At 67.1% G+C, this 21730-nt stretch carries 18 protein-coding genes and 1 pseudogene; 10 read left to right on the top strand and 9 right to left on the bottom strand.

The features are described from left to right. The first annotated feature begins 86 nt into the window (after positions 1-86). From ACNA0R_RS02705 to ACNA0R_RS02695, 3 genes are read left to right on the top strand one after another with little or no spacing between them, the layout of a single operon-like run. Complete coding sequence (locus tag ACNA0R_RS02705; protein WP_415824340.1) at positions 87-875, top strand: thiazole synthase; 789 nt, start codon at positions 87-89, stop codon at positions 873-875. Beyond that, positions 872-1681 carry a bifunctional hydroxymethylpyrimidine kinase/phosphomethylpyrimidine kinase gene (gene thiD / locus ACNA0R_RS02700; RefSeq protein WP_415824339.1) on the top strand — a complete coding sequence of 270 codons (810 nt, stop codon included), beginning with the start codon at positions 872-874 and terminating at the stop codon, positions 1679-1681. The genes ACNA0R_RS02705 and thiD overlap by 4 nt, the downstream gene beginning before the upstream one ends. A 57-nt stretch (positions 1682-1738) precedes the next feature. Beyond that, positions 1739-2419, top strand: a complete 681-nt coding sequence (locus tag ACNA0R_RS02695; RefSeq protein ID WP_415824338.1) for a protein-L-isoaspartate O-methyltransferase family protein — start codon at positions 1739-1741, stop codon at positions 2417-2419. An 84-nt stretch (positions 2420-2503) separates the two neighbouring features. Here the strand turns inward: ACNA0R_RS02695 and rfaE2 are convergent, their stop codons facing one another. The 6 genes from rfaE2 to ubiE all read right to left on the bottom strand — a co-directional run bounded on the left by rfaE2 (position 2504) and on the right by ubiE (position 8974). Continuing rightward, positions 2504-2989 (bottom strand): D-glycero-beta-D-manno-heptose 1-phosphate adenylyltransferase, encoded by a 486-nt coding sequence (gene rfaE2, locus ACNA0R_RS02690; RefSeq protein ID WP_415824337.1) that lies wholly within the window; start codon positions 2987-2989, stop codon positions 2504-2506. 69 nt (positions 2990-3058) lie between these two features. Then, the gene (locus ACNA0R_RS02685; RefSeq protein WP_415824336.1) at positions 3059-3970 is read right to left on the bottom strand and encodes a ferritin-like domain-containing protein; all 912 of its coding nucleotides are present in this window, start codon (positions 3968-3970) and stop codon (positions 3059-3061) included. Positions 3971-4196: 226 nt separating this feature from the next. Beyond that, positions 4197-5753: a ubiquinone biosynthesis regulatory protein kinase UbiB gene (gene ubiB / locus ACNA0R_RS02680; protein ID WP_415824335.1), complete on the bottom strand. Its 1557-nt coding sequence runs from the start codon at positions 5751-5753 to the stop codon at positions 4197-4199. A 3-nt stretch (positions 5754-5756) separates the two neighbouring features. Further along, a complete protein-coding gene (locus ACNA0R_RS02675) occupies positions 5757-6557 on the bottom strand; it encodes a ubiquinone biosynthesis accessory factor UbiJ (protein ID WP_415824334.1) in 801 nt (266 codons plus the stop codon). 241 nt (positions 6558-6798) lie between these two features. Next, the gene (locus ACNA0R_RS02670; RefSeq protein WP_415824333.1) at positions 6799-7827 is read right to left on the bottom strand and encodes a Tim44 domain-containing protein; all 1029 of its coding nucleotides are present in this window, start codon (positions 7825-7827) and stop codon (positions 6799-6801) included. Between the two features lie 373 nt (positions 7828-8200). Beyond that, the gene (gene ubiE, locus ACNA0R_RS02665; protein ID WP_415824332.1) at positions 8201-8974 is read right to left on the bottom strand and encodes a bifunctional demethylmenaquinone methyltransferase/2-methoxy-6-polyprenyl-1,4-benzoquinol methylase UbiE; all 774 of its coding nucleotides are present in this window, start codon (positions 8972-8974) and stop codon (positions 8201-8203) included. A 274-nt stretch (positions 8975-9248) separates the two neighbouring features. Between ubiE and phoB the strand changes: the two genes are divergently transcribed. The 3 genes from phoB (at position 9249) to serA (ending at position 12673) form a co-directional block, all read left to right on the top strand. After that, on the top strand, positions 9249-9962 hold the full coding sequence (gene phoB, locus ACNA0R_RS02660) for a phosphate regulon transcriptional regulator PhoB (RefSeq protein WP_415824331.1): 714 nt from the start codon (positions 9249-9251) through the stop codon (positions 9960-9962). Further along, positions 9959-11266 (top strand): phosphate regulon sensor histidine kinase PhoR, encoded by a 1308-nt coding sequence (gene phoR / locus ACNA0R_RS02655; protein ID WP_415824330.1) that lies wholly within the window; start codon positions 9959-9961, stop codon positions 11264-11266. The genes phoB and phoR overlap by 4 nt, the downstream gene beginning before the upstream one ends. A 207-nt stretch (positions 11267-11473) precedes the next feature. Beyond that, positions 11474-12673 (top strand): phosphoglycerate dehydrogenase, encoded by a 1200-nt coding sequence (gene serA / locus ACNA0R_RS02650; RefSeq protein ID WP_415824329.1) that lies wholly within the window; start codon positions 11474-11476, stop codon positions 12671-12673. A gap of 18 nt (positions 12674-12691) precedes the next feature. Here serA and ACNA0R_RS02645 read toward each other — a convergent pair whose 3' ends face one another. After that, the gene (locus tag ACNA0R_RS02645; RefSeq protein ID WP_415824328.1) at positions 12692-13582 is read right to left on the bottom strand and encodes a LysR family transcriptional regulator; all 891 of its coding nucleotides are present in this window, start codon (positions 13580-13582) and stop codon (positions 12692-12694) included. A 115-nt stretch (positions 13583-13697) separates the two neighbouring features. Between ACNA0R_RS02645 and ACNA0R_RS02640 the strand changes: the two genes are divergently transcribed. The 4 genes and pseudogenes from ACNA0R_RS02640 to ACNA0R_RS02625 all read left to right on the top strand — a co-directional run bounded on the left by ACNA0R_RS02640 (position 13698) and on the right by ACNA0R_RS02625 (position 16828). Next, positions 13698-14129 carry a VOC family protein gene (locus ACNA0R_RS02640; RefSeq protein WP_415824327.1) on the top strand — a complete coding sequence of 144 codons (432 nt, stop codon included), beginning with the start codon at positions 13698-13700 and terminating at the stop codon, positions 14127-14129. 12 nt (positions 14130-14141) lie between these two features. After that, positions 14142-14903 (top strand): annotated as a pseudogene (gene pxpB / locus ACNA0R_RS02635) (5-oxoprolinase subunit PxpB); the annotation flags it as partial. Positions 14904-14989: 86 nt separating this feature from the next. Continuing rightward, entirely contained in the window at positions 14990-16036 is a 1047-nt protein-coding gene (locus ACNA0R_RS02630; protein ID WP_415824326.1) for a 5-oxoprolinase subunit C family protein, read from the top strand. 12 nt (positions 16037-16048) lie between these two features. Further along, on the top strand, positions 16049-16828 hold the full coding sequence (locus ACNA0R_RS02625) for a LamB/YcsF family protein (protein ID WP_415824325.1): 780 nt from the start codon (positions 16049-16051) through the stop codon (positions 16826-16828). Positions 16829-16868: 40 nt separating this feature from the next. Here the strand turns inward: ACNA0R_RS02625 and ACNA0R_RS02620 are convergent, their stop codons facing one another. Together ACNA0R_RS02620 and ACNA0R_RS02615 are read right to left on the bottom strand one after the other, a co-directional pair. Then, positions 16869-17585: a GntR family transcriptional regulator gene (locus ACNA0R_RS02620; protein WP_415824324.1), complete on the bottom strand. Its 717-nt coding sequence runs from the start codon at positions 17583-17585 to the stop codon at positions 16869-16871. A gap of 113 nt (positions 17586-17698) precedes the next feature. Continuing rightward, positions 17699-21661: a DUF3683 domain-containing protein gene (locus tag ACNA0R_RS02615; RefSeq protein WP_415824323.1), complete on the bottom strand. Its 3963-nt coding sequence runs from the start codon at positions 21659-21661 to the stop codon at positions 17699-17701. Between the last annotated feature and the right edge of the window lie 69 nt (positions 21662-21730).

The following is a 21730-nucleotide window of genomic DNA, read 5'->3' as shown; positions in this document are numbered from 1 at the left end:
ATCCAGCGCCCTGCCGCCCCGCTGCTTTATGATGGCGGGGTGTGCCGCGCGCCATCCGGGCGAACGGCAGTTACTCCTCATCCGCCATGCCATCCCAAGACACCTTCACCGTCGCCGGGCGCACCTTCCGGTCCCGCCTGCTCGTCGGTACCGGCAAGTACAAGGATTTCGAACAGACCCGCCAGGCGCTGGACGCCAGCGGCTGCGACATCGTCACAGTAGCCATCCGCCGCGTGAACCTGGGCCAGAACGCCAATGAGCCCAGCCTGCTGGACTTCGTGCCGCCGTCGCGCTTCACCTATCTGCCCAACACCGCCGGCTGCTACACGGCGGAAGAAGCCGTGCGCACGCTGCGCCTGGCGCGCGAACTGCTGGACGGCCACGACCTGGTCAAGCTGGAAGTGCTGGGCGATCCGCACACCCTCTTCCCCAACATGCCGGAAACGCTGAAGGCCACGGAAGCCCTGGTCAAGGACGGCTTCAAGGTCATGGTCTACTGCACCGACGACCCCATCCAGGCCCGCATGCTGGAAGACCTGGGCGCCGTCGCCGTCATGCCCCTGGCCTCGCTGATCGGCTCCGGCATGGGCATCCTGAACCCCTGGAACCTGCGCCTGATCCTGGACCAGGCGCGCGTGCCGGTGCTGGTCGATGCCGGGGTCGGCACGGCGTCGGACGCCGCCATCGCCATGGAACTGGGCTGCGACGGCGTGCTCATGAATACCGCCATCGCCGGCGCCGGGAATCCCATCCTGATGGCCAGCGCCATGAAGAAAGCCGTCGAAGCCGGCCGCGAAGCCTTCCTGGCCGGACGCATGCCGCGCAAACTCTACAGCGCGTCGCCCTCCTCGCCCACCGAGGGCCTGGTGAAATGATCCCCAACGCGCTCTCCATCGCCGGCGTCGATCCGTCCGGCGGCGCGGGCGTGCTGGCCGACGTCAAGGCCATGAGCGCATTGGGTGCCTATGGCTGCGCCGTGATCGCGGCCTTGACGGCGCAGAACACCGAAGGCGTCAGCGAAGTCGCGCCGGTGCCGCCGGCCTTCGTGGGCCAGCAGATCGACACGCTGTTCGCCGACGTACGTATCGATGCCGTCAAGATCGGCATGCTGGGCCAGCAGCCCGTCATCCAGGTGGTGGCGGAAAAGCTGGCGCGCTGGCGTCCCGCGCACGTGGTGCTGGATCCGGTGATGGTCGCCAAGAGCGGCGACCTGCTGCTGGAACGCGCGGCCGTCGGCGCGCTGCGCGAGGCCCTGCTGCCGCAGGCCACCGTGCTGACGCCCAATTTGCCGGAAGCCGGCGTTCTGCTGGAAGAACGGCCGGTGGAGACGGTCAAGGAAATGCGCCGCGTCGCCGAGCGCCTGCGCAACAAAATGGCCTACGACGGCCAGCGCTGGGTCATGCTCAAGGGCGGCCACCTGCCCGGCGACGACACCATCGACCTGCTGCATGACGGCGACCGCATGATAGAACTGCCCGGCGGACGCATCGCCACCCGCAATACCCACGGCACGGGCTGCACGCTGTCCGCCGCCCTGGCGGCGCTGATCCCGCAGACCGGCGACGTGCCCGAGGCCGCCCGCCGCGCCAAAGCCTATCTGACCGAGGCCATCCGCCACGCCGACCGCCTGGACGTGGGCAAGGGCCATGGCCCCGTACATCATTTCCATGCGTGGTGGTAGGCCGGCGACGCAAATCGGTACAATTGCCCAGCTTCCGAACTCTTCTTCCCCGCTGTCATGAACGCCTCCACTCTGCCCGACGTCGAAAAAGCCCGCTTCAATATGGTGGAACAGCAGATCCGCCCCTGGGACGTGCTGGACGAGAACGTGCTGGCCGCCCTGTTCAAGGTGCGCCGCGAGCTCTTCGTGCCGCCCGCGCTGCGATCGCTGGCGTTCTCCGACCTGGAAATCCCGCTGCAGATCAACGCGGTGGATACCCGAGAAACCATGCTGGCCCCCAAGGTCGAAGCGCGCCTGGCCCAGGAGCTGCTGCTGGCGCCCACCGACGCGGTGCTGGAAATCGGCACGGGCTCGGGCTATCAGGCGGCCCTGCTGGCGGAACTGGCGCAGCAGGTGACCACGGTGGAAATCGATAGCCGCCTGGTGGCCTTCGCCCAGCAGAATCTGCAGATGAACAACATCGGCAACGTCAAGGTGGAAACCGGCGACGGCCGCAACGGCTGGGGAACGACGGAATACGACGCCATCCTGCTGACCGGCTCCGTGCCGGTGGTGCCGGACGGCCTGAAGTACCAGCTGCGCATCGGCGGCCGCATGGTCGTGGTGGTCGGCACGGCCCCCGTCATGACCGCCTGTCGCATCACCCGCACGACGGCCGCCAGCTTCGAGACGGTGAACCTGTTCGAAACGGTCATCAAGCCGCTGCGCGGCGCGGCCGTGTCGCAGTTCAAGTTCTAGGCATTTCGCACGCGGCGCCTGCAAGGGGCGCCGCCTGTACGAGGCGTGCCACGCCAAGGCCGGCCCAGTGCCTTGGACCTTGTACTAAGTGCCCTGTATCTTGCGCACCAGCGACGTCGTCGACCGCTGGAATTCAAAGGGCACCGCCACCGCGCGGCCGCCCCAGGTCCTGACCAGCGCGGTCTCCGGAAGCTTCTCCATATCGTAATCGCCGCCCTTGACGATGATGTCGGGGCGCAGTTGCGCGATCAGCTCCAGGGGCGTGTCCTCGTCGAATGACGTGACGGCGTCCACGCAGGCCAGCGCCGCCAGCAACGCGGCGCGATCTTCCTGATTGTTCAGCGGCCGCTCCGGCCCCTTGCCGAGGCGCCGCGCCGAGGCATCCGTATTGACCGCCACGATCAGGGAAGCGCCCAGCTGGGCGCTTTCGTCCAGATAGGTGACGTGGCCGCGATGCAGGATGTCGAACACGCCGTTGGTGAATACCAGCGGGCGCGGCAGGCGGCCGTCGGCGAGCGCGTCCAGGCATTGCCGCGGGGTCAGGATTTTGGATTCGAAGCGGGCTGTCATGCCCGCATTTTAGATCGGCCGGCCCTGCCGCTCGCCATGTACCCGCCGGCGAGGCCGGCGGAGCCGGCCTCAGCCGAGCACCAGCGAGGACATGCCGCGCGAATCGGCGGCACGGTCCATCACCACATCGCCGCCGCGCTCGACCAGCGCGACGATTTCCTTGCGGTAGCGGTTCAGGTCCTTCACCGACTCGAAGCTGCGATCCAGCAGCTTCGAAAGAATGTGCAGGATGCGGTCGCCGACCTTCTTTTCCCACACGCCGTCGAAGCGGATCTGCGTATCCAGCCAACGCTCCAGCCAGCCCGGCTCGGGCAGGCGCGACTGCACCGTGTCGTTGGGGAACATGGCCTTGTTGACGTGCAGATTGGTGGGATGCATGGCCTGCGAGGTGCGGCTGGCCGACGCCATCAGCATGCCGATCTTGGAAAAGGCCAGGCGGGCTTGCGCCTGCGTCGTCGCGCCACGCTCGAACAGCGCCCGGCGCATGTACTGCAGATAGGCGCCGGCATGGCGCGCCTCATCCTGCGAGATGGTCTTGTAGATGGCCTGGATCACCGGCTCGGTATGCCAGCTGGCGGCGCAGCGGTACCAGTGGTTCAGCCGGATTTCGCCGCAGAAATGCAGCATCAACGTTTCCAGCGGCGGCGCCGGATCGAACTCGAAGCGCACCTTGTGCAGTTCTTCCTCGGTCGGCACCAGGTCGGGACGGAAGCGGCGCAGGTATTCGATCAACACCAGCGAATGCTTCTGCTCCTCGAAGAACCACACCGACATGAAGGCGGAAAAATCGCTGTCGCCATGGTTGTCGCGCAGGAACATTTCCGTGGCCGGCAGGGCCGCCCATTCCGTGATGGCGTTCATCTTGATGGTCCGCGCCTGTTCATCGGACAGCTTGGCGCCATCGAAGTCATCCCATGGAATGTCGGTAGACATATTCCAGCGCACGGCTTCCATGGATTTGAAGAGTTGCGGATAAAGCATGGTGTTGGTCCGAAATTAATTGAATATCCCCCGCGCTCTTGCCGCCGTGTATAGGCTGGCGGCCCGGGCGCGCCCCACTTATAGATTTGGCATGCGCACGCGAGACGGAGACGTGCGCAAGGCGACGGCTTGAAACCCATTCGCGGGCTTCCTTTATCGCCGTTGCATGCGAAGGCGTGATGACAGATTTATGGCAGAACCATGACGAGCCGCCCGACCCGGGCGCTCAACGCGTGGACAGCCAGATGATCAAGGCCACCGCGACGGCCAGCACCGCCGCCACCACCGACAACAGCCGGTTGGTATGCTGTTGCGCCTTGCGCAGCTGGACCAGCTCCAGCAGCACGGCCGGCTCCACATTGGGCCGGTTCAGGCGGTCGTGCACCAGCCGCGGAATGGCCGGCAGAATCTGCGACCATTGCGCGGCTTCCTTCTCCATCTGCTTTTTCAGCCCGGCCATGCCTATCCGTTCGCGCATCCAGCGTTCCAGATAGGGCTTGGCGGTTTTCCATAGATCCAGATCGGGATCCAGTTCGCGGCCCAGGCCCTCCACGTTCAGCAGGGTCTTTTGCAGCAGAACCAGTTGCGGCTGGATTTCCACGTTGAAACGCCGCGACGTCTGGAACAGGCGCAGCAGCACCTGGCCCAGCGAGATTTCGGACAACGGCCGGTCGAAATAAGGCTCGCATACCGCGCGTACGGCGCCTTCCAGTTCTTCTTCGCGCGTATCCGCCGGCACCCAGCCGGATTCGATGTGCAGCTGCGCGACGCGCCGGTAATCGCGGCGGAAGAAGGCCAGGAAATTCTGCGCCAGATAGTTCTTGTCGAACTCGGACAACGAACCGACGATGCCGAAATCCAGCGCGATATAGTGCCCCAGCGTTTCGGGGCGATCCGACACGTAGATGTTGCCGGGATGCATGTCGGCGTGGAAGAAGCCATCGCTGAACACCTGCGTAAAGAAAATCTCCACGCCGGTGCGCGCCAGCTTCTGGATGTCGATGCCGGCGTCGCGCAGGCGCTCGGTCTGGCCCACCGGAATGCCGTACATGCGCTCCATGGTAAAGACCGTATTGGCCGTGAACTCCCAGATCACCTCCGGCACGATCAGCATCCTGCCGCGACCGCTTTCGGGACCGAAATTGCGCCGCAGCTGGCTGCAATTGGAGGCCTCGCGCACCAGGTCCAGCTCGTCGTGCAGGTATTTGTCGAACTCGGCCACGACTTCGCGCGGCTTCAGGCGCCGTCCGTCCGGACCCAGGCGTTCGATGACCGACGCCAGCGTGCGCAGCAGCGTCAGGTCTTTTTCGATGATGTCCAGCATGCCGGGGCGCAGCACCTTGACGGCGACTTCGCGGCCGTCGTGCAATACCGCGAAATGCACCTGCGCGATGGAAGCCGAGGCCACGGGGTCGACTTCGAAGTGCTTGAACAGGGTCGCCGGCGGGGCGCCCAGGGCGGCCTGTATGCATTGCGCCGCCTGCTCCGACGGGAACGGCGGCACGCGGTCCTGCAGAAGCGCCAGTTCGGCGGCGATATCGGCGGGGATCAGGTCACGCCGCGTCGACAGCACCTGGCCGAATTTGACGAAGATGGGCCCCAACGATTCCAGCGCGCGGCGCAGCCGGACACCCCGCGGCGCGCGCGGCTTGCGCCTGCCGAAGCGCGTGACGCGCAACAGCAGGGTGGCAAGGGGATGGTTCAGGCCGGATAGCACCAGCTCGTCCAGGTCGTAGCGCCTTGCCACGAGCATGATGCGAATGAAGCGAAGTATGGTCAGCATCGTTCAGGCGCCGCCTTTGCCGGGCAGCGCGGCGTCGCGGCTGTCCAGGACATCGGCGTCCCGCGCCGGGGTTACACGCCGGTCATCGATATTCCGCAAACGCGCCTGCAGCGCGGCGAGGCGCGCCTGGATGGCGTCGAGCGCGGCGCTCGCGCGCGCGACATCGCCGGACCAGGCCTGCAACAGCGGTCGCGGGGTCAGGACAGGCTGTTCCTGGGCAAGATATTCCATCACGTTATCGCGCAGGCGAGTGGCGGCGCCGCGCAGCCCGGCGGACAAGGCGCGCGCGCCGCCGACCAGGCGGGCGGCCGGGATGTCGCCGAACCAGCGGGCCAGATCGTCTTCGACGTCCCAGCGCAGATGCGCGGCCAGCTCGGCCACGACCTGGGCCAGGCCGGCATCGCCGGAAATATGCATCATGTCGGCGACGGCGTCGGCGCGGGCTCGGGCCGCGGCGGCGGCATCGTCGGCGCCCGCCGGCGTCGCGCCGACCCTGAAAGTCCCCGTCGCCGCCTCGGCGCGGCCGGCCGGGGAAGCAGCATGGGCCTGGAACAGGCGGGCGACGCTGAAGCGGGCCGGATCCGCCGTCAGCGTAACGTCGGGGACCACCGCCGGGTCGGCCAGATCCACATGGCCTTCGCTATCGATCGTCAGGGAAAACTTGAGGGCGCCCACGGCCAGGCGCACCGTCTTGCCGGCGTGGCGGGCCAGGCGCGCGCGCGCCCACTCTTCTCGCCGCAGCAGAGCGTTCAGCGCGCTTACGGCGGGACGACCGGGGTCGGGCAAGGCAGGGATAGGCAGCATGAATTTACGACGTGGCGCCATGGCGCCATGGGTGGTCAGACCGCAAGTTTAACCGGCGGGCGATGGCGGATCCGGCGATGAAAAAATGCGCCACGCCGCGCGGGTAACCCGGCTTGCCGCCCCCCGAGGCGGGCTTTTTGCCTTGGGACGGCCCTACGGCAAAAAAAAGCCGGCCCCTACGGAGCCGGCGTGAGGGCGGTTGCCCGAGCAAGGCAAACCGCGGAAGCACGGTAAAACCGGATCAGCTGGCGTACTGGACGGGGATCTGCTGTATGCCTGCCAGCAGCCACCCGCCTTGCGTCGGCTTGAAGAGATTCCAGACTTCTTCGAAGCGGAAGGCTTCGGCGCCGGGTTCTTCGCGCAGCATGCCGGAGAAGCGGACGCTGGCGAGGTGGCCGTCGGAGACGGCTTCGATGCCCAGCAGCTCGGCATTGAGCAGCACCACTTCGGTATGGTTGGCGGCGCCCTTGCGCTCCATCAGCTGCGGCTTGAGCTCGACAATCAGGTCATCGGTCAGGTACTCGCGCAGGCGGTCGGTATCGCCGCTGTCCCACACGCCCTGGATGCGGACGAACTGTTCCTTGGCCTGCTTCAGGAAGCCCTGGGTGTCGAAATCGCCGGGGACGAACCAGTTGCCGTCCGCGTCGGCGCGAGGCACGGCCGCGGGCGCCGCGCCGACCTGGGCGGCTGCCGGCGTGGCGGCGGCCGCACCGGCCGCACCGGCCGCGCCAGCGGCGGGCAAAGCCTGGCGCCAGGCGGGAGCCTGCCGGGCCGGCTCATCGGCCTGGCGGGCCATGCCGTAAGCGCCCTGCATGGCCGGCCGCGGACCGGCGCCGCGCAGGCGGCGGATGATGAACAGCACCGCGAAGGCCACCAGCGCAATCAGCAGCAGGCTGGAAAGCATTTCAGCGAACGCGCCCGACAGGCCCAGATGCGACAGCAGCGCCGCCAGCCCCAGGCCGGCGGCGATACCGGCGATCGGCCCCAGCCAGCGCGAAGCGCCGCCGCGCGTGGCGGCGCCAGCCGCGGCGCCCGCGGTAGCCGCGCCCGCGGCCGGGGCGGCGGCGGAAGAAGCCCCGGCGTTGGCGCCGGTGGCGGCGGGCGGCGTGGTGGCCTGGCGCTGCATGGTCACGTTGGGGGATTGGCGTCCGATGCTGCTGCCGCCGCCTACGCGGCGGGCTTCAGCGTCGAAAGACGCAGCGACCATGGCCGTGCCCGTCACGGCGATAAGCGCCGCGGCCAGGAATCGGCGATAAGAATGGCCTGACATGATGTGCTCCTGTAGTGTTATGAGGGTTTCCGCATCGGCCTCCGGCGCGGCGGCCCGCGCCGAAACGGGGCCGAATTGCCGGACAAGGGCTTTCTTACAGAAACCTGAACAGCCACAGAATATCCGACTTTGGGCTGCGTAACAAGTAAGCGGAAGAACGCGCGCCGGCGCTGGCGCCACGGCGGGCGTGGAAGCCGCCGCGGGTCGGAAACCGCGTGGGGGGAGCGCGCCGCGCCAGCGGGCCAGCCGGGGCCCGCCGCCGGCCGTCCCTGCCTGCCACACCTGCCCGCCACACCTGCCTGCCGCCCGCGGTCAAGCGGGGTGGACAGGCCACCGCGCCGGCGACCATCGCGATCGCCGGACAGGCGCCCGGTCAGGCCAGGCGCACGCCTTCATGCAGGGCGACGACGCCCGCGGTCAGATTGAAATACTGCACGCGCTCCAGGCCGGCATCGCGCAGCATGCCCGCCAGTGTTTCCTGGTCGGGATGCATGCGTATGGATTCCGCCAGGTAGCGGTAGCTTTCTTCGTCCTTGGCGACCTTGCGGCCCAGCCAGGGCAGTACGTTGAACGAATACCAGTCGTACATCGGCGCCAGGGGCTTGGCCACGCGCGAGAATTCCAGCACCAGCAGCTTGCCGCCGGGCTTGAGGACGCGGGTCATCTCCGCCAGGGCACGGTCCTTGTGGGTCATATTGCGCAGGCCGAAGGCCACACTGACCCGGTCGAAGTAAGCGGACGGGAACGGCAGGCGCTCGGCATCGCAGACCGCCATGGGCAGCAGCAGGCCGTCATCCGTCAGCCGGTCGCGGCCCACGCGCAGCATGGACTCGTTGATATCGGTCAGCCACACCTGGCCTTCCGGGCCGGCGCGGCGCGCGAAAGCACGCGCCAGATCGCCCGTGCCGCCGGCGATGTCCAGCACCTTCATGCCGGGCCGCACGGCCGCGCGGCCGATTGTGAAAGCCTTCCAGACCCGGTGCAGTCCCGCCGACATCAGGTCATTCATGACGTCATAGCGCGAAGCCACGGAATGGAAGACCTCGGCGACCTTGCCGGCTTTTTCCGTTTCCTGGACGGTCTTGAATCCGAAATGGGTGGTGCCCGGAGACGAGGCGCCGTCGGACGCGGAATTGCGGTTTTGCATAATGGATTCCCGAAACAACCGGTTATGGTAGCCGATCGGGCCGGCCCCTGAGGCGCCCGCCGGGCCGCGCCAGCGCCACCCGGCGCGGGGTGCGCCGCGACCGCGGGGACATGGGGCGGTCGGATGGGCTCGTTGACCGCCGGCCGGCGACAGGACGGGTCGCGGCGCGCCCGGCGGAGGCGGTGCGTCACATACCTGAAATATTACGGCCATACTATCGCAACGTTCGCCGCCCTTCCCCTTATCCGGCCCGCCACGTGACGTAGCAACCACCATGTCCAGCACCATACTTGTTGTCGAAGACGAACCCGCCATCCAGGAACTGATCGCCGTCAATCTGTCGTTCGCTGGCCACAAAGTGCTGCGGGCCTTCGACGCGGACCAGGCGCAGACCCTGATCCGCGCGGAATTGCCCGACCTGATCCTGCTGGACTGGATGCTGCCGGGAACGTCCGGCCTGTCCCTGGCGCGCAAGCTGCGCGCCGAAGAACGCACGCGCACGGTCCCCGTCATCATGCTGACGGCCAAGGGATCGGAGCAGGACAAGGTGGACGGCCTGGAAGCGGGCGCGGACGACTACATCACCAAACCGTTTTCGCCGAAGGAATTGATGGCGCGCATCAAGGCCGTGCTGCGGCGGCGCGCGCCCCAGCTGACCGACGACGTCATCGACGTGGCCGGCCTGAAGCTGGATCCGGTCACCCATCGCCTGAACGGCGCCGGGCATCCGCTGCAGATCGGCCCGACCGAATTCCGCCTGCTGCATTTCTTCATGACGCATCCCGAGCGCGTGTTTTCCCGCTCGCAGCTGCTGGACCAGGTATGGGGCGACCACGTCTTCGTGGAAGAGCGCACCGTCGACGTCCATATCCGCCGCCTGCGCAAGGCGCTGGAGCCCACTGGCCACGATATGCATGTGGAAACGGTCCGCGGCAGCGGCTACCGCTTTACAGCCCAGCTGCCGCCCGGTAAAACCACCGCACAATGATTTTGTTGCGCACGATACTGGTGATCGTCGCCTGGGCGATCCTGGCCGTACTGGCCCAATGGCTGTTGGGCAATCCCTTGGGCTGGGCCTTGATGTGCATCGGGCTGGCGGTCACGCTGCTGGCCCGCAGCGCCCGTCTGCAGCGCGTGTCGCAGTGGGCGCGCAATCCCGAATCGGCGCCGCCGGCGGCGGTCGGCCCGTGGGACGACATCCTGGCGCCCTTGTACCGCTACCTGCGCGGCCAGGCGCGCCAGCTGATGGAAAGCCGCGACGCCATGCAGGGCATGCTGGCCGCGGCGCAGGCGCTTCCCGACGGCGCGGTCACCCTGAACCAGGATCTGCAGATCGACTGGTGCAACCGCGTGGCGCGCCAGCATCTGGGCCTGCGCCTGCCGGCCGACCGCGGCAGCAATCTGCTGAACCTGGTGCGGGCGCCGGAGTTCATCGAATATAGCCGCCAGGACGACTGGCCCGAGCCCATCCTGGTGCGCATGGCGGTCGGCAGCCAGGAACGCCTGCTGATGATGCAGCTGACGGCCTATGCGCGCGACCAGCGCCTGCTGATCACCCGCGACGTCACGCAGATCGAAAAGCTGGAGACTACGCGGCGCGATTTCGTCGCCAACGTATCGCATGAGCTGCGCACGCCGCTGACGGTGCTGGCGGGGTTCCTGGAGACCATGCGCGAGATGCCGGACGAGGCCCTGAGCCGCGACCAGCGCGAGCAATACCTGACGATGATGCACGAACAGGCGCAGCGTATGCAGGCCATCGTCGCCGACCTGCTCACGCTGTCGACCCTGGAGTCCTCGCCCAATGCCGAGCCGCACCGCGTGCGCATGGCGGCGCTGCTGCAGACCGCCCGCCAGCAGACCGAGGCCCTGTCGGCGGGACGCCATGCGCTGACCTGGCTGCTGGACGAAGGCGTGGATCTGCTGGGCGCCGAAAGCGAGCTGTCGTCCGCCATATCCAATCTGCTGACCAACGCGGTGCGGTATACGCCGGAGGGAGGCACGATCACCGTACGCTGGGAGCGCCTGCCTGAAGGCGGCGCGCGCTACAGCGTGCAGGACACGGGCATCGGCATCGCGGCACGCCACATTCCGCGGCTGACCGAACGTTTCTACCGCGTCGATCGCGGCCGTTCGCGCGCGGTGGGCGGCACGGGCCTGGGCCTGGCCATCACCAAGCACATCGCCATGCGCCACGATGCCGAGCTGAGTATCGCCAGCGAGGTCGGCAAGGGCAGCACGTTTTCGCTGATCTTCCCGCCGGACCGCGTGGTCGAGAGCGACGGCGGTTGAGCCGCCACGACCACGCCGTGCGCGCCAGGCGCGGCGCGCACGGTCAATGGTCGCCGCGCCGGCGGCGACCGCCGATTCGCCCTGCCGCGGGTGGGGTTTACCCGCACCCTGCCCATACTCCCTGGCATGATGATTGCGCGATTTTCCAGCGCGCGCCGTGCGGCCGCGCGATCCCGAATCGGGCAACTTAAGCAGGGAGCTTGCAGCATGACGCGTATCGTCCTGTTCGAAAATATCCATCCCAGTGGCGTCGCGGTGTTCCGCGATGCGGGCTACACCGATATACAGACGTACTCGTCGTCCCTGCCGCCGGCCGAGCTTCGCGCCGCGCTGGAAGGCGCGGAAGTCGTGGGCATCCGCTCGCGCACGCACCTGGATGCTTCCCACTTCGAACAGCTGCGCGACCTGCGCGTGGTGGGCTGCTTCTGCATCGGCACCAACCAGGTGGACGTGGACAGCGCCATGAACCATGGCGTGCCGGTGTTCAACGCGCCCTTTTCGAATACGCGCTCCGTGGCCGAATTGGTGCTGGCGGAAGCCATCATGCTGCTGCGCCGGATTCCCGAGAAGAACGCCCGGGTGCATGAAGGCCATTGGGACAAGACCGCGTCCGGCGCCTTCGAGGCGCGCGGCAAGACGCTGGGCGTGATCGGCTACGGCAACATCGGCTCCCAGGTGGGCACGCTGGCCGAAAGCGTGGGCATGCGCGTCGTTTACTACGACGTGGAGGCCAAACTACCGCTGGGCAACGCCCACGCGGTGACGACGCTGGGCGAATTGCTGGCGCAAAGCGACGTGGTTACGCTGCACGTGCCGGGCGGCCGCAGCACCGAGAACATCATCAATGCCGAAACGCTGGCGCAGATGAAACAGGGCGCGATACTGATAAACGCGTCGCGCGGCACGGTGGTCGACATCGACGCGCTGCACGCCGCGCTCGCCTCGCGGCATCTGGCCGGCGCGGCGCTGGACGTTTTCCCGGTGGAGCCCAAGAGCGTGGACGAACCGCTCGCCAACCCGCTGATCGGTATGCCGAACGTCATCCTGACGCCGCATATCGCCGGCAGCACGCAGGAATCCCAGGAAAACATCGGCCGCGAGGTGGCGGAAAAACTGGTGCGCTATCTGCAGGCCGGGACCACGAAGTGGGCGGTCAATTTCCCGGAGCTGCCCTTTACCGAACGGACCGGCAGCGCGCGCATCCTGCACATCCATCGAAATCTGCCGGGCGCGCTCGGGACGCTGGACAACCTGCTGGCGCAGCATGGGCTGAACATCGTCAGCCAGAACCTGCAAACCCGCGGCGATATCGGCTATGTGGTGACCGACGTGGATGGCGTGGTCAGCGACGACATCATGCGCACGCTGTGCGGCCACCCGGTGACGATACGCTGCCAGCGCATCTAGGCCCGGCGCGCCGGGCCCTTACCCCGCGTCGCTCGCGGACGGGCCCGTAACGGGCGCGGCGGCCTTGAGGCACGCCACCATGCGGGCGGCGACCCCGCTGGCGTCGACGGACCGGCGGATGACGATGCCGATTTCACGATCGAAGCCGGCCGTCCCCAGGTCCAGCAGCCGCAGCCCCGCGGCATCCAGGTGCCGCGTACGCGGCATCAGCGCCACGCCCAGGCCGGCGCGTACCAGGTTGGCAATGGCGTCGATCTCGTCCAGCTCCACGGCCTCGTGCACGGCCAGGCGATGGCGCCGTAGAAAGGCATCGACCAGCCTGCCGCCGAAGGACGCCCGTTCATAGCGTATGAAGGGCTGGCTGGCCAGGGCTTCGCGCCACGTCATGCCGGGCAGGTCCGCGGCGACCGCCAGCACCACGGGCTCGCTCATCAGCGGATGCCACGCCAATTCGTGCGGCAGGTTGAACGGCGGACGGATCAGCACGGCCAGATCGACCTCCGCCGCGTCCACCTGGGCCAACAGCGAAAGCGAGACGCCCGGCACGATACGCACGCTGACGTCGGGGAAATCGGCGCGGAACAGGCGCAGCGCGCTGACCAGCAGGTCCTGTTGCACCGACGCGATGGCCGCGACGCGCAATGAACCGGTGACGTGCCCGCTGCCCGCCTGCGCCACCATGCGGTTCACCAGGCCGAGCACCTCTTCGGTCTGGGCCAGGATTTCCCGTCCCGCGTCGTTGAGCGCGGCGGAGCGCGCGGTGCGATCGAACAGCGACACGCCCAGGAATTCCTCCAGCCGGCGGATCTGCGCGCTGACCGCCGACTGGGTCAGGCCCAGTTTCCGGCCGGCGCCGGTGAAGGTGCCGTCGCGGGCAACGGCGACGAAGGTCTGGAATTCGGTCAGCATGGCGCTATGCGAGCATTCATAAAATTGTGGCTTAGTCTCAAAAAATATCGTTTTTCAATCAAAAAAACAATTCATAAACTAGCGGTTCGTTTTCACTACCTCTGGAGTCGTCCGTATGAGTGCGCAAGCCGCCATGCCCCCTTTTCATCTGGCCTTCCCGGTTCGGGACATCGCCGAAGCGCGCCGCTTCTATGGCGAGCTGCTGGGCTGTCCGGAAGGGCGCAGCGCGCCGGAATGGGTGGACTTCAATTTCTATGGGCACCAGATCGTCGCCCACCTGGCGCCGGACGAATGCGGCCACAAGCAGACCAGCGCGGTCGACGACCACGACGTGCCGGTGCGCCATTTCGGCGCCGTGCTGTCCATGGAGCAATGGCAGGCCATGGCCGACAAGCTGACCGCGGTCGGCACCAAGTTCGTGATCGAGCCGTATATCCGCTTCAAGGGCGAGGTCGGCGAACAGGCCACGATGTTCTTCCTGGATCCGTCCGGCAATGCGCTGGAATTCAAGGCCTTCAAGAACATGGATTCGCTGTTCGCCAAGTAGGCGCGGCGGGACGTGAGCGCAGCGCCTGAACGGCCGGCGCCCTGGCATATCCATGCGCAGGGCGATCGCTGTCTGCTGATCGTTTTGGGCGACGCCATCGATGCGGCGGTCGGGCGGCGCTGCCTGGCCGTCGCGCGTTTGTTGCGCGATGCCGCCCTGCCGGGCGTCACCGACGTCGTGCCGTCCTTCGTGGCCGTGGCGGTGCATTACGCGCCGCTGCCTGGGCGGGAAGGCGGTGGCCATGGCAGCCCCATCCAGGGCGGCACGATCCAGGCCGGCCCGACCTTCGCCACGCTGGCTGAGCGTATCGAGCAACTGCTGGCCCGCGGCATTCCCGATGCCGACAGCGCCGCGCGCGATATCGACATCCCGGTCTGCTACGGCGGGGAACATGGTCCCGATCTGCAGGACGTCGCGCATGCCGCCGGCATCACGGCGGATGAAGTCGTCGCCTTGCACTCGCGGCCGGGCAGCATGGTGTTCATGCTGGGCTTCGCGCCCGGCCACCCTTACATCGGCGTACACGACGCCCGGCTGGACCTGCCGCGGCGCGCATCGCCGCGCACCGCCGTGCCGCAGGGCTCGGTCGCCATCGCCAACCGGCAAACCGTCATCTACCCCAGCCGCCTGCCCGGCGGATGGAACATCATCGGCGCCACGCCCTTGAAACTGTTCGATCCGGCGCGCGAACCCGCCTCCCTGCTGCAACCCGGCGATCGCGTCCGCTTCGTGCCTATCGACGCGGCCACGTTCGCGCGCATGCGGCTGGAACAGGAGGAAGTCGCGCGGCGCCCGGAAGGCGCACCCTTCCCCGCGCCCGGCCCGGGTGCCGCGAGCGCGGATTCTGGCCGGGGAAGCCAGTGACCATCTCCGTACTGAAACCGGGCCTGCTGTCGTCCTTCCAGGACCTGGGCCGACTGGGCTATCAGCACCAGGGCATCCCGGCGGCGGGCGCCATGGATCCGCGTGCGCACCGGCTGGCCAGCCTGCTGGCGGGCAACGACCCGGCGCGCACGGCCTCGCTGGAAATCACTTTGCGTGGACCGACGCTGCGCTTCGACCGCGCCGCCTGCTTCGCGCTGGGCGGAGCGTCGCTGGGCGCCACGCTGAACGGCAAACCCTTGCCGACCAACCGCCCGCTGCTGGCCCGCGCCGGCGACACCCTGGCCTTCGAAGCGCCACCCGGCGCGCCGGCACAAGCACTACCGGCCGGGGCGTCGCCAGGCCTGCGCGCCTATCTGGCGGTCCACGGCGGCTTCGCCCTGCCCCGCATCATGGGCAGCGAAAGCACCTATCTGCGCAGCGGTTTCGGCGGCTATGAAGGCCGCGCCCTGGCCAAGGGCGATACGGTAGGGCTGCGCGCAGGCCTGCGCACCGACCGATTGGACGAGCTGGAAGACGCCCTGTGGGAAACACGGCTGTACCTGCCGTCGACACTGGCCGCACAGGCCCGCGGCACGGTGCGGGCGATGCCCGGACGGCAATGGCGCGACTTCACCGAGGCCGCGCGCGACGCCTTCGCCGGCGATGCTTTCCTGGTGACGCCGCAGTCCGAGCGCATGGGCTACCGGCTCAGCGGCCCGGCGCTGGCCATGGCCGCGCCGCGCCAGATGCTGTCGGAGGCCACCTGCTTCGGCACGGTACAAGTGCCGGCCGACGGCGCGCCCATCGTATTGATGGCCGACCGCCAGACCACCGGCGGCTATCCGAAGATCGCCCAGGTCGCCAGCGTCGATCTGCCGCTCTTGGCACAGACGGCGCCAGGTAGCACCATACGCTTTGAAATGATTTCCCTGGAGGACGCGCAGCGGCTGGATGGCGAGCGGGAAACCGCCTTCGACCGCCTGGCCGCGGCATTGGCGCCTCTGCGCGCGCTGTATGCGCGCCACACTGCCGAATTGAACTGACGGAGCACCGCCATGGGTTTATCCATCGATCTGAATTGCGACATGGGCGAAAGCTACGGCGCCTGGAAAATGGGCAACGACGAAGACGTACTGGAGTACGTGTCGTCGGCCAACATCGCCTGTGGCTTCCATGGCGGCGACCCGGGCACGATGCGCCGCACCGTGGCGGCCGCCCTGGCGCGCGGCGTGGCGCTGGGCGCCCATCCCAGCCTGCCCGACCTGGCCGGCTTCGGCCGCCGCGTCATGCAGGTCAGTCCGTCAGAGGCTTATGACTTCATGGTCTGTCAGATCGGCGCGCTGGCCGGCGTGGCCGCTTCCCAGGGCGCGCGGCTGCATCACGTGAAGGTACACGGCGCGCTGTACAACATGGCGGCCAAGGATCGGGCGCTGGCGGACGCGCTCTGCCGCGCGATACGCGACGTGGACACGAACCTGGTGCTTTATGGCCTGGCGGGCACCGAGCACATCCGCGCGGCGGAGGCGCTCGGCGTGCCGGTGGCACAGGAAGTCTTCGCCGACCGCTCCTACCAGGACGACGGCTCGCTGACGCCGCGCAGCCATGCCGGCGCGATGATCACCGAGGTCGACAAGGCGATCGACCAGGTGCTGCGCATGGTGCAGGAAGGCAAGGTCCGCGCCGTCAGCGGCAAGGATGTGCCGGTGCGGGCGGACACCCTGTGCATACACGGCGATCAGCCCAACGCGGTGGTGTTCGCCAGCGGGATACGCCGGGCGCTGGAAAAAGCCGGCATCGCGGTAAAGACGGTGGCTTCGCCGCGCAAGCAGGCCTGAGCCGGCCGCGCCTGAGCCGGCCGCGCCCAGGCCGGCGGACTCAGGCGGACGATTCCGCCGCGCCGCGCGTATCCACTTCGTCGGCATAAGCCCGCAACACCAGCGGCAGTATCCATTCGGCGCATTCGCGCCGTAACGCCGCGGCGCGGGCAAAATCCCGCTGCGCCAGCGCATCCAGCACGTGGCCCACATAGCAGGCGGACGCGCTGACATCGTAAAACCCGCGGCGGAACAGGTTGTAGCGCAACGGTTCGCAGCGCTCGTTCAAGCGATGCACGGCTTCGCGCAGCGGCTGATTGTCGATGAAATCGACGATCGCCAGAAAGGCGCCGCGCACCGTGGACAGATAGCTGAGCACGGCGCGGTCCGGGTCGCTGCCTTGCAGCCTTTCAAGCGCTTCGCGCAGCCGCGTCAGCAAGGGCCGCAGGTCCTCGCGGTCGGCCAGCTCCTTGATCGCGTAGGCTTCCAGCTCAGCCCGCAGCAGGTAAAGCTGGCGGATTTCCCGTTCGCTGTACAACACCACGCGAAAGCCACGCCGCTGGGCATGCGTCGCGAGCCCGCTCAATTCGAGCAACCGCAACGCCTCGCGGATGGGACTGCGGCTGGTGCCGAAACGCCGTTCAAGCTCCTGTTCACGCAGCGGTTGGCCGGGCGCCAGGGTCCCGTCGATGATCATCTGACGGAGTTGCTCGTACAGCATGTACGGGATGGTGGCTGGCGCCTTGACGTCCATATCTGGTTCCTGAAAGGCGATCATGTGGCATGCTTGTGGCATATAACACAATGATACAACCGGATAGGAAACGACACGAAAGTGGAGTCATTATTCAAAAACGCCGCGGCCCGCGCCGCGGCGTCCCGACCCCGCTGCTACACCAGGACCCGCTCGATGCCGCCGGCGTTGGCCTGCTTCACATAGTTCTGCATCCAGTCCGCGCCCAGGATATGGCGCGCCATTTCCACGACGATGTAGTCCGCCTCCATCGCGGTATCGCCCTTGTAGCGCGATAGGCCTTGCAGGCAGGACGGGCACGAGGTCAGTACCTTGATGTCGCCGTCGTAGCCATCGGCCCTGACCGCCGTGTTGCCCTTGCGCAATTCCTCTTCCTTGCGGAAGCGGACCTGGGTGGAGACATCCGGCCGCGTGACGGCCAAGGTGCCGGACTCGCCGCAGCAGCGCTCGGTCTTGATGGTGGCATCGCCGACCAGCGACTTCACCGTCTTCATCGGATCCTGCAGCTTCATCGGGGTGTGGCAGGGGTCGTGGTACATGTAGCGCACGCCCTGCACGCCATCCAGCTTGATGCCTTTTTCGAGCAGATATTCGTGGATATCCACCAGCCGGCAGCCGGGGAATATCTTGTCGAATTCATAGCCGGCCAACTGGTCGTAGCAGGTGCCGCAGCTGACCACGACCGTCTTGATATCCAGGTAGTTCAGCGTGTTGGCGACGCGGTGGAACAGCACGCGGTTGTCCGTAATGATCTGTTCCGCCTTGTCGTTCATGCCGTTGCCGCGCTGCGGATAGCCGCAGCACAGATAACCCGGCGGCAGCACCGTCTGCACGCCCGCATGCCACAGCATGGCCTGGGTGGCCAGGCCCACCTGCGAGAACAGGCGTTCCGAACCGCAGCCTGGGAAATAGAACACGGCTTCGGTATCCGCCGACGTCGAACGCGGGTCGCGGATGATCGGAACGTAGTTGGCGTCCTCGATATCCAGCAGCTTGCGCGCGGTCTGCTTGGGCAGGCCGCCGGGCATTTTCTTGTTGATGAAGTGCACCACCTGCTCGTGCATCGGCGCCTTGCCCACGGTCGCGGGCGGATGGCGGGTCTGCTTGCGCGCCAGGCCCGCCAGCAGTTCGTTGGCCGCGCGCTGGACCTTGTATCCGACGCCCACCATGGCCTTGCGCGTGGCGTTGATGGTGGCCGGATCCTTGGCGTTCAGGAAGAACATCGCCGCCGCCGTGCCGGGATTGAAGGACTTGCGGCCCATGCGGCGCAGCAACGCGCGCATATTCATCGACACATCGCCGAAGTCGATGTCAACCGGACAGGGGTTGTAGCACTTGTGGCAAACGGTGCAATGGTCGGCCACGTCCTCGAATTCTTCCCAGTGCTTCAGGCTGACGCCACGGCGGGTCTGCTCTTCGTACAGGAAGGCTTCCACCAGCAGCGAAGTCGCCAGGATCTTGTTGCGCGGCGAATACAGCAGATTGGCGCGCGGCACGTGGGTGGCGCACACCGGCTTGCATTTGCCGCAGCGCAGACAATCCTTGATCGACGACGAAATGGCGCCGATATCGCTCTGCTGCATAATCAGCGATTCGTGGCCCATCAGGTTGAAGCTGGGCGTCCACGCATGCGTCAGGTCGGCGCCGGGCATCAGTTTGCCCGCGTTGAAGCGGCCATGCGGATCGACGCGGCGCTTGTAGTCCTGGAAGGGCTGCAGCTCTTCCTGCGTCAGGAACTCATACTTGGTCAGGCCGATGCCATGCTCGCCGGAAATCACGCCATCCAGCTCGCGGGCAATCCGCATGATGCGCGCCACCGCTTCGTGCGCTTCGCCCAGCATGCCGTAATCGTCGGAATTGACGGGGATATTGGTATGCACGTTGCCGTCGCCGGCATGCATGTGCAGCGCCACGAACACGCGGCTCTTCAGCACCCGCGCATGGATGGCGCGCATTTCGTCCAGCACTTTCTTGCAGGCCGAGCCGGAGAAAATACCCTGCAGCTGCGCCAGGACTTCGGTCTTCCAGGAAACGCGCACAGTGCGGTCCTGTACGACGTCGAACACGCGCGCGCCGGGCTGCGCGGCGATGCGGTCGGCCAGCGTGGATTGCATGTGGCTCATGCCCAGGCCGGCCAGGTCCGGCAGCGCGTGGGTCAAGGGCTTGTCCAGTTCGTTCAGCAGATACTGCCAGCGCGAGCGCGTCACGGCGAGCAGCTCTTGCGCCTGGCGCGTGCGTTCGGCCAGCACCTCGGCGCGGATTTCGGCGTCCTCCGCGTCTTCCGCCTTGCCCAGTGGCAGCGGTTGATCCAGAAAGGCTTGCAGCTCGTCCAGCAGCCGCAGCTTGTTGCGCGTGGACAGCTCGATATTGATGCGCTCGATATGGTCGGTGTATTCGCCCATGCGGCCGAGCGGAATCACCACGTCTTCGTTGATCTTGAAGGCGTTGGTATGGCGCGCGATGGCGGCGGTGCGCGAGCGGTCGGCCCAGAATTTCTTGCGCGCTTCCGCGCTGACGGCCACGAAGCCTTCGCCATGGCGGGTGTTGGCCAGGCGCACGACCTCGCTGGCGGCGGTGGCGACGGCGGATTCGTCATCGCCGACGATGTCGCCGATCAGCACCATCTTGGGCAATACGCCGCGCTTGCTCTTGGTGGCATAGCCGACGGCGCGCAGATAGCGCTCGTCCAGGTGCTCCAGGCCCGCCAGGATGGCGCCGCGTGCCTTGCCCTCGTTGTCCAGGTAGTGCTTGACCTCGATGATCGACGGAATCGCGTCGCGCGCCTGGCCGAAGAACTCCATGCACACCGTGCGCGTGTGCGCCGGCATGCGATGCAGCACCCAGCGCGCGGAGGTGATCAGGCCGTCGCAGCCTTCCTTCTGCACGCCGGGCAGGCCCGCCAGGAATTTGTCGGTGACGTCCTTGCCCAGGCCTTCCTTGCGGAAGCGGCGGCCTTCGATTTCCAGGATTTCGCTGCGCAGCGGCGTTTCGCCGGGCTTGCCGCGGCCGTCGAACCACTGCAGTTCGAAGCGCGCGACATCGACATCGTGGATCTTGCCGCGGTTGTGCTCCAGGCGGGTGACTTCCAGCCAGTTGCCCTCGGCATCCACCATGCGCCACCAGGCCAGGTTGTCCAGCGCGGTGCCCCAGAGCACGGCCTTCTTGCCGCCGGCGTTCATGGCGATGTTGCCGCCCACACAGGACGCTTCCGCCGACGTGGGGTCGACAGCGAACACATAGCCCGCCTGGGCCGCCGCGTCGGCCACCCGCTTGGTGACGACGCCGGCGCCGGTGAATACCGTGGCCACGGGCTCGGCGACGCCGGGCAGCTCGGTCAGTTCGACCTTGCCCAGCGTTTCGAATTTTTCGGTGTTGATGACGGCCGACTTCCAGGTCAACGGGATCGCGCCCCCGGTATAGCCGGTGCCGCCCCCGCGCGGGATGATGGTCAGCCCCAGTTCGAAACAGCCGCGCACCAGCGCCGCGATCTCGTCCTCGCTGTCCGGCGTCAGGACCACGAAGGGGTACTCGACGCGCCAGTCGGTGGCGTCGGTGACATGGGAAACGCGCGACAGGCCGTCGAACTTGATATTGTCGCGCGCGGTGACGCGGCCCAGCACCTTCTGGGTCTGGCGACGCAACTGCGCGGTCTGGTCGAACTGCGCCTCGAAGCTGGCGACGGCGGCGCGGGCGCGTTCGATCAGCTGCAGGACCTTCTCGTCGCGGTACAGGTCATGGCCTTCCTGGAAGTCGACGCGGCCGGGCTCGCGGCGCTTGTCGATCTCCCCCAGGCGGTGATGCAGCGCCTCGATGAGCAGCCGGCGGCGCTTGGGATTGTCCAGCAGGTCGTCCTGCAGATAGGGATTGCGGCGCACCACCCAGATATCGCCCAGCACCTCGTACAACATGCGCGCGGAGCGGCCCGTGCGCCGTTCGCCGCGCAGATCGGTCAGCAGTTGCCAGGCGTCCTCGCCCAACAACCGGCCCACGACTTCGCGGTCGGAAAACGATGTGTAGTTGTAGGGGATCTCACGCAGGCGGGTGCCTGGTGCCGGCGGAACCGCCGCGTTCAGTAGCTGGCTGGCGAGGGGGGCGTTCATGGAAGCGAAGGGTTGCCCTTAAAAAAATATTTTACGCCATGGGAGGGAACCGCTCGGGAATAACCCCAG

The sequence above is a fragment of the Bordetella sputigena genome (assembly GCF_965137885.1).
In the GTDB taxonomy this organism is placed as follows: domain Bacteria; phylum Pseudomonadota; class Gammaproteobacteria; order Burkholderiales; family Burkholderiaceae_B; genus Bordetella_C; species Bordetella_C sputigena.
The sequence above is the reverse complement of the archived record's forward strand: the minus strand, read 5'-3'. Positions and strand labels throughout refer to the sequence as shown.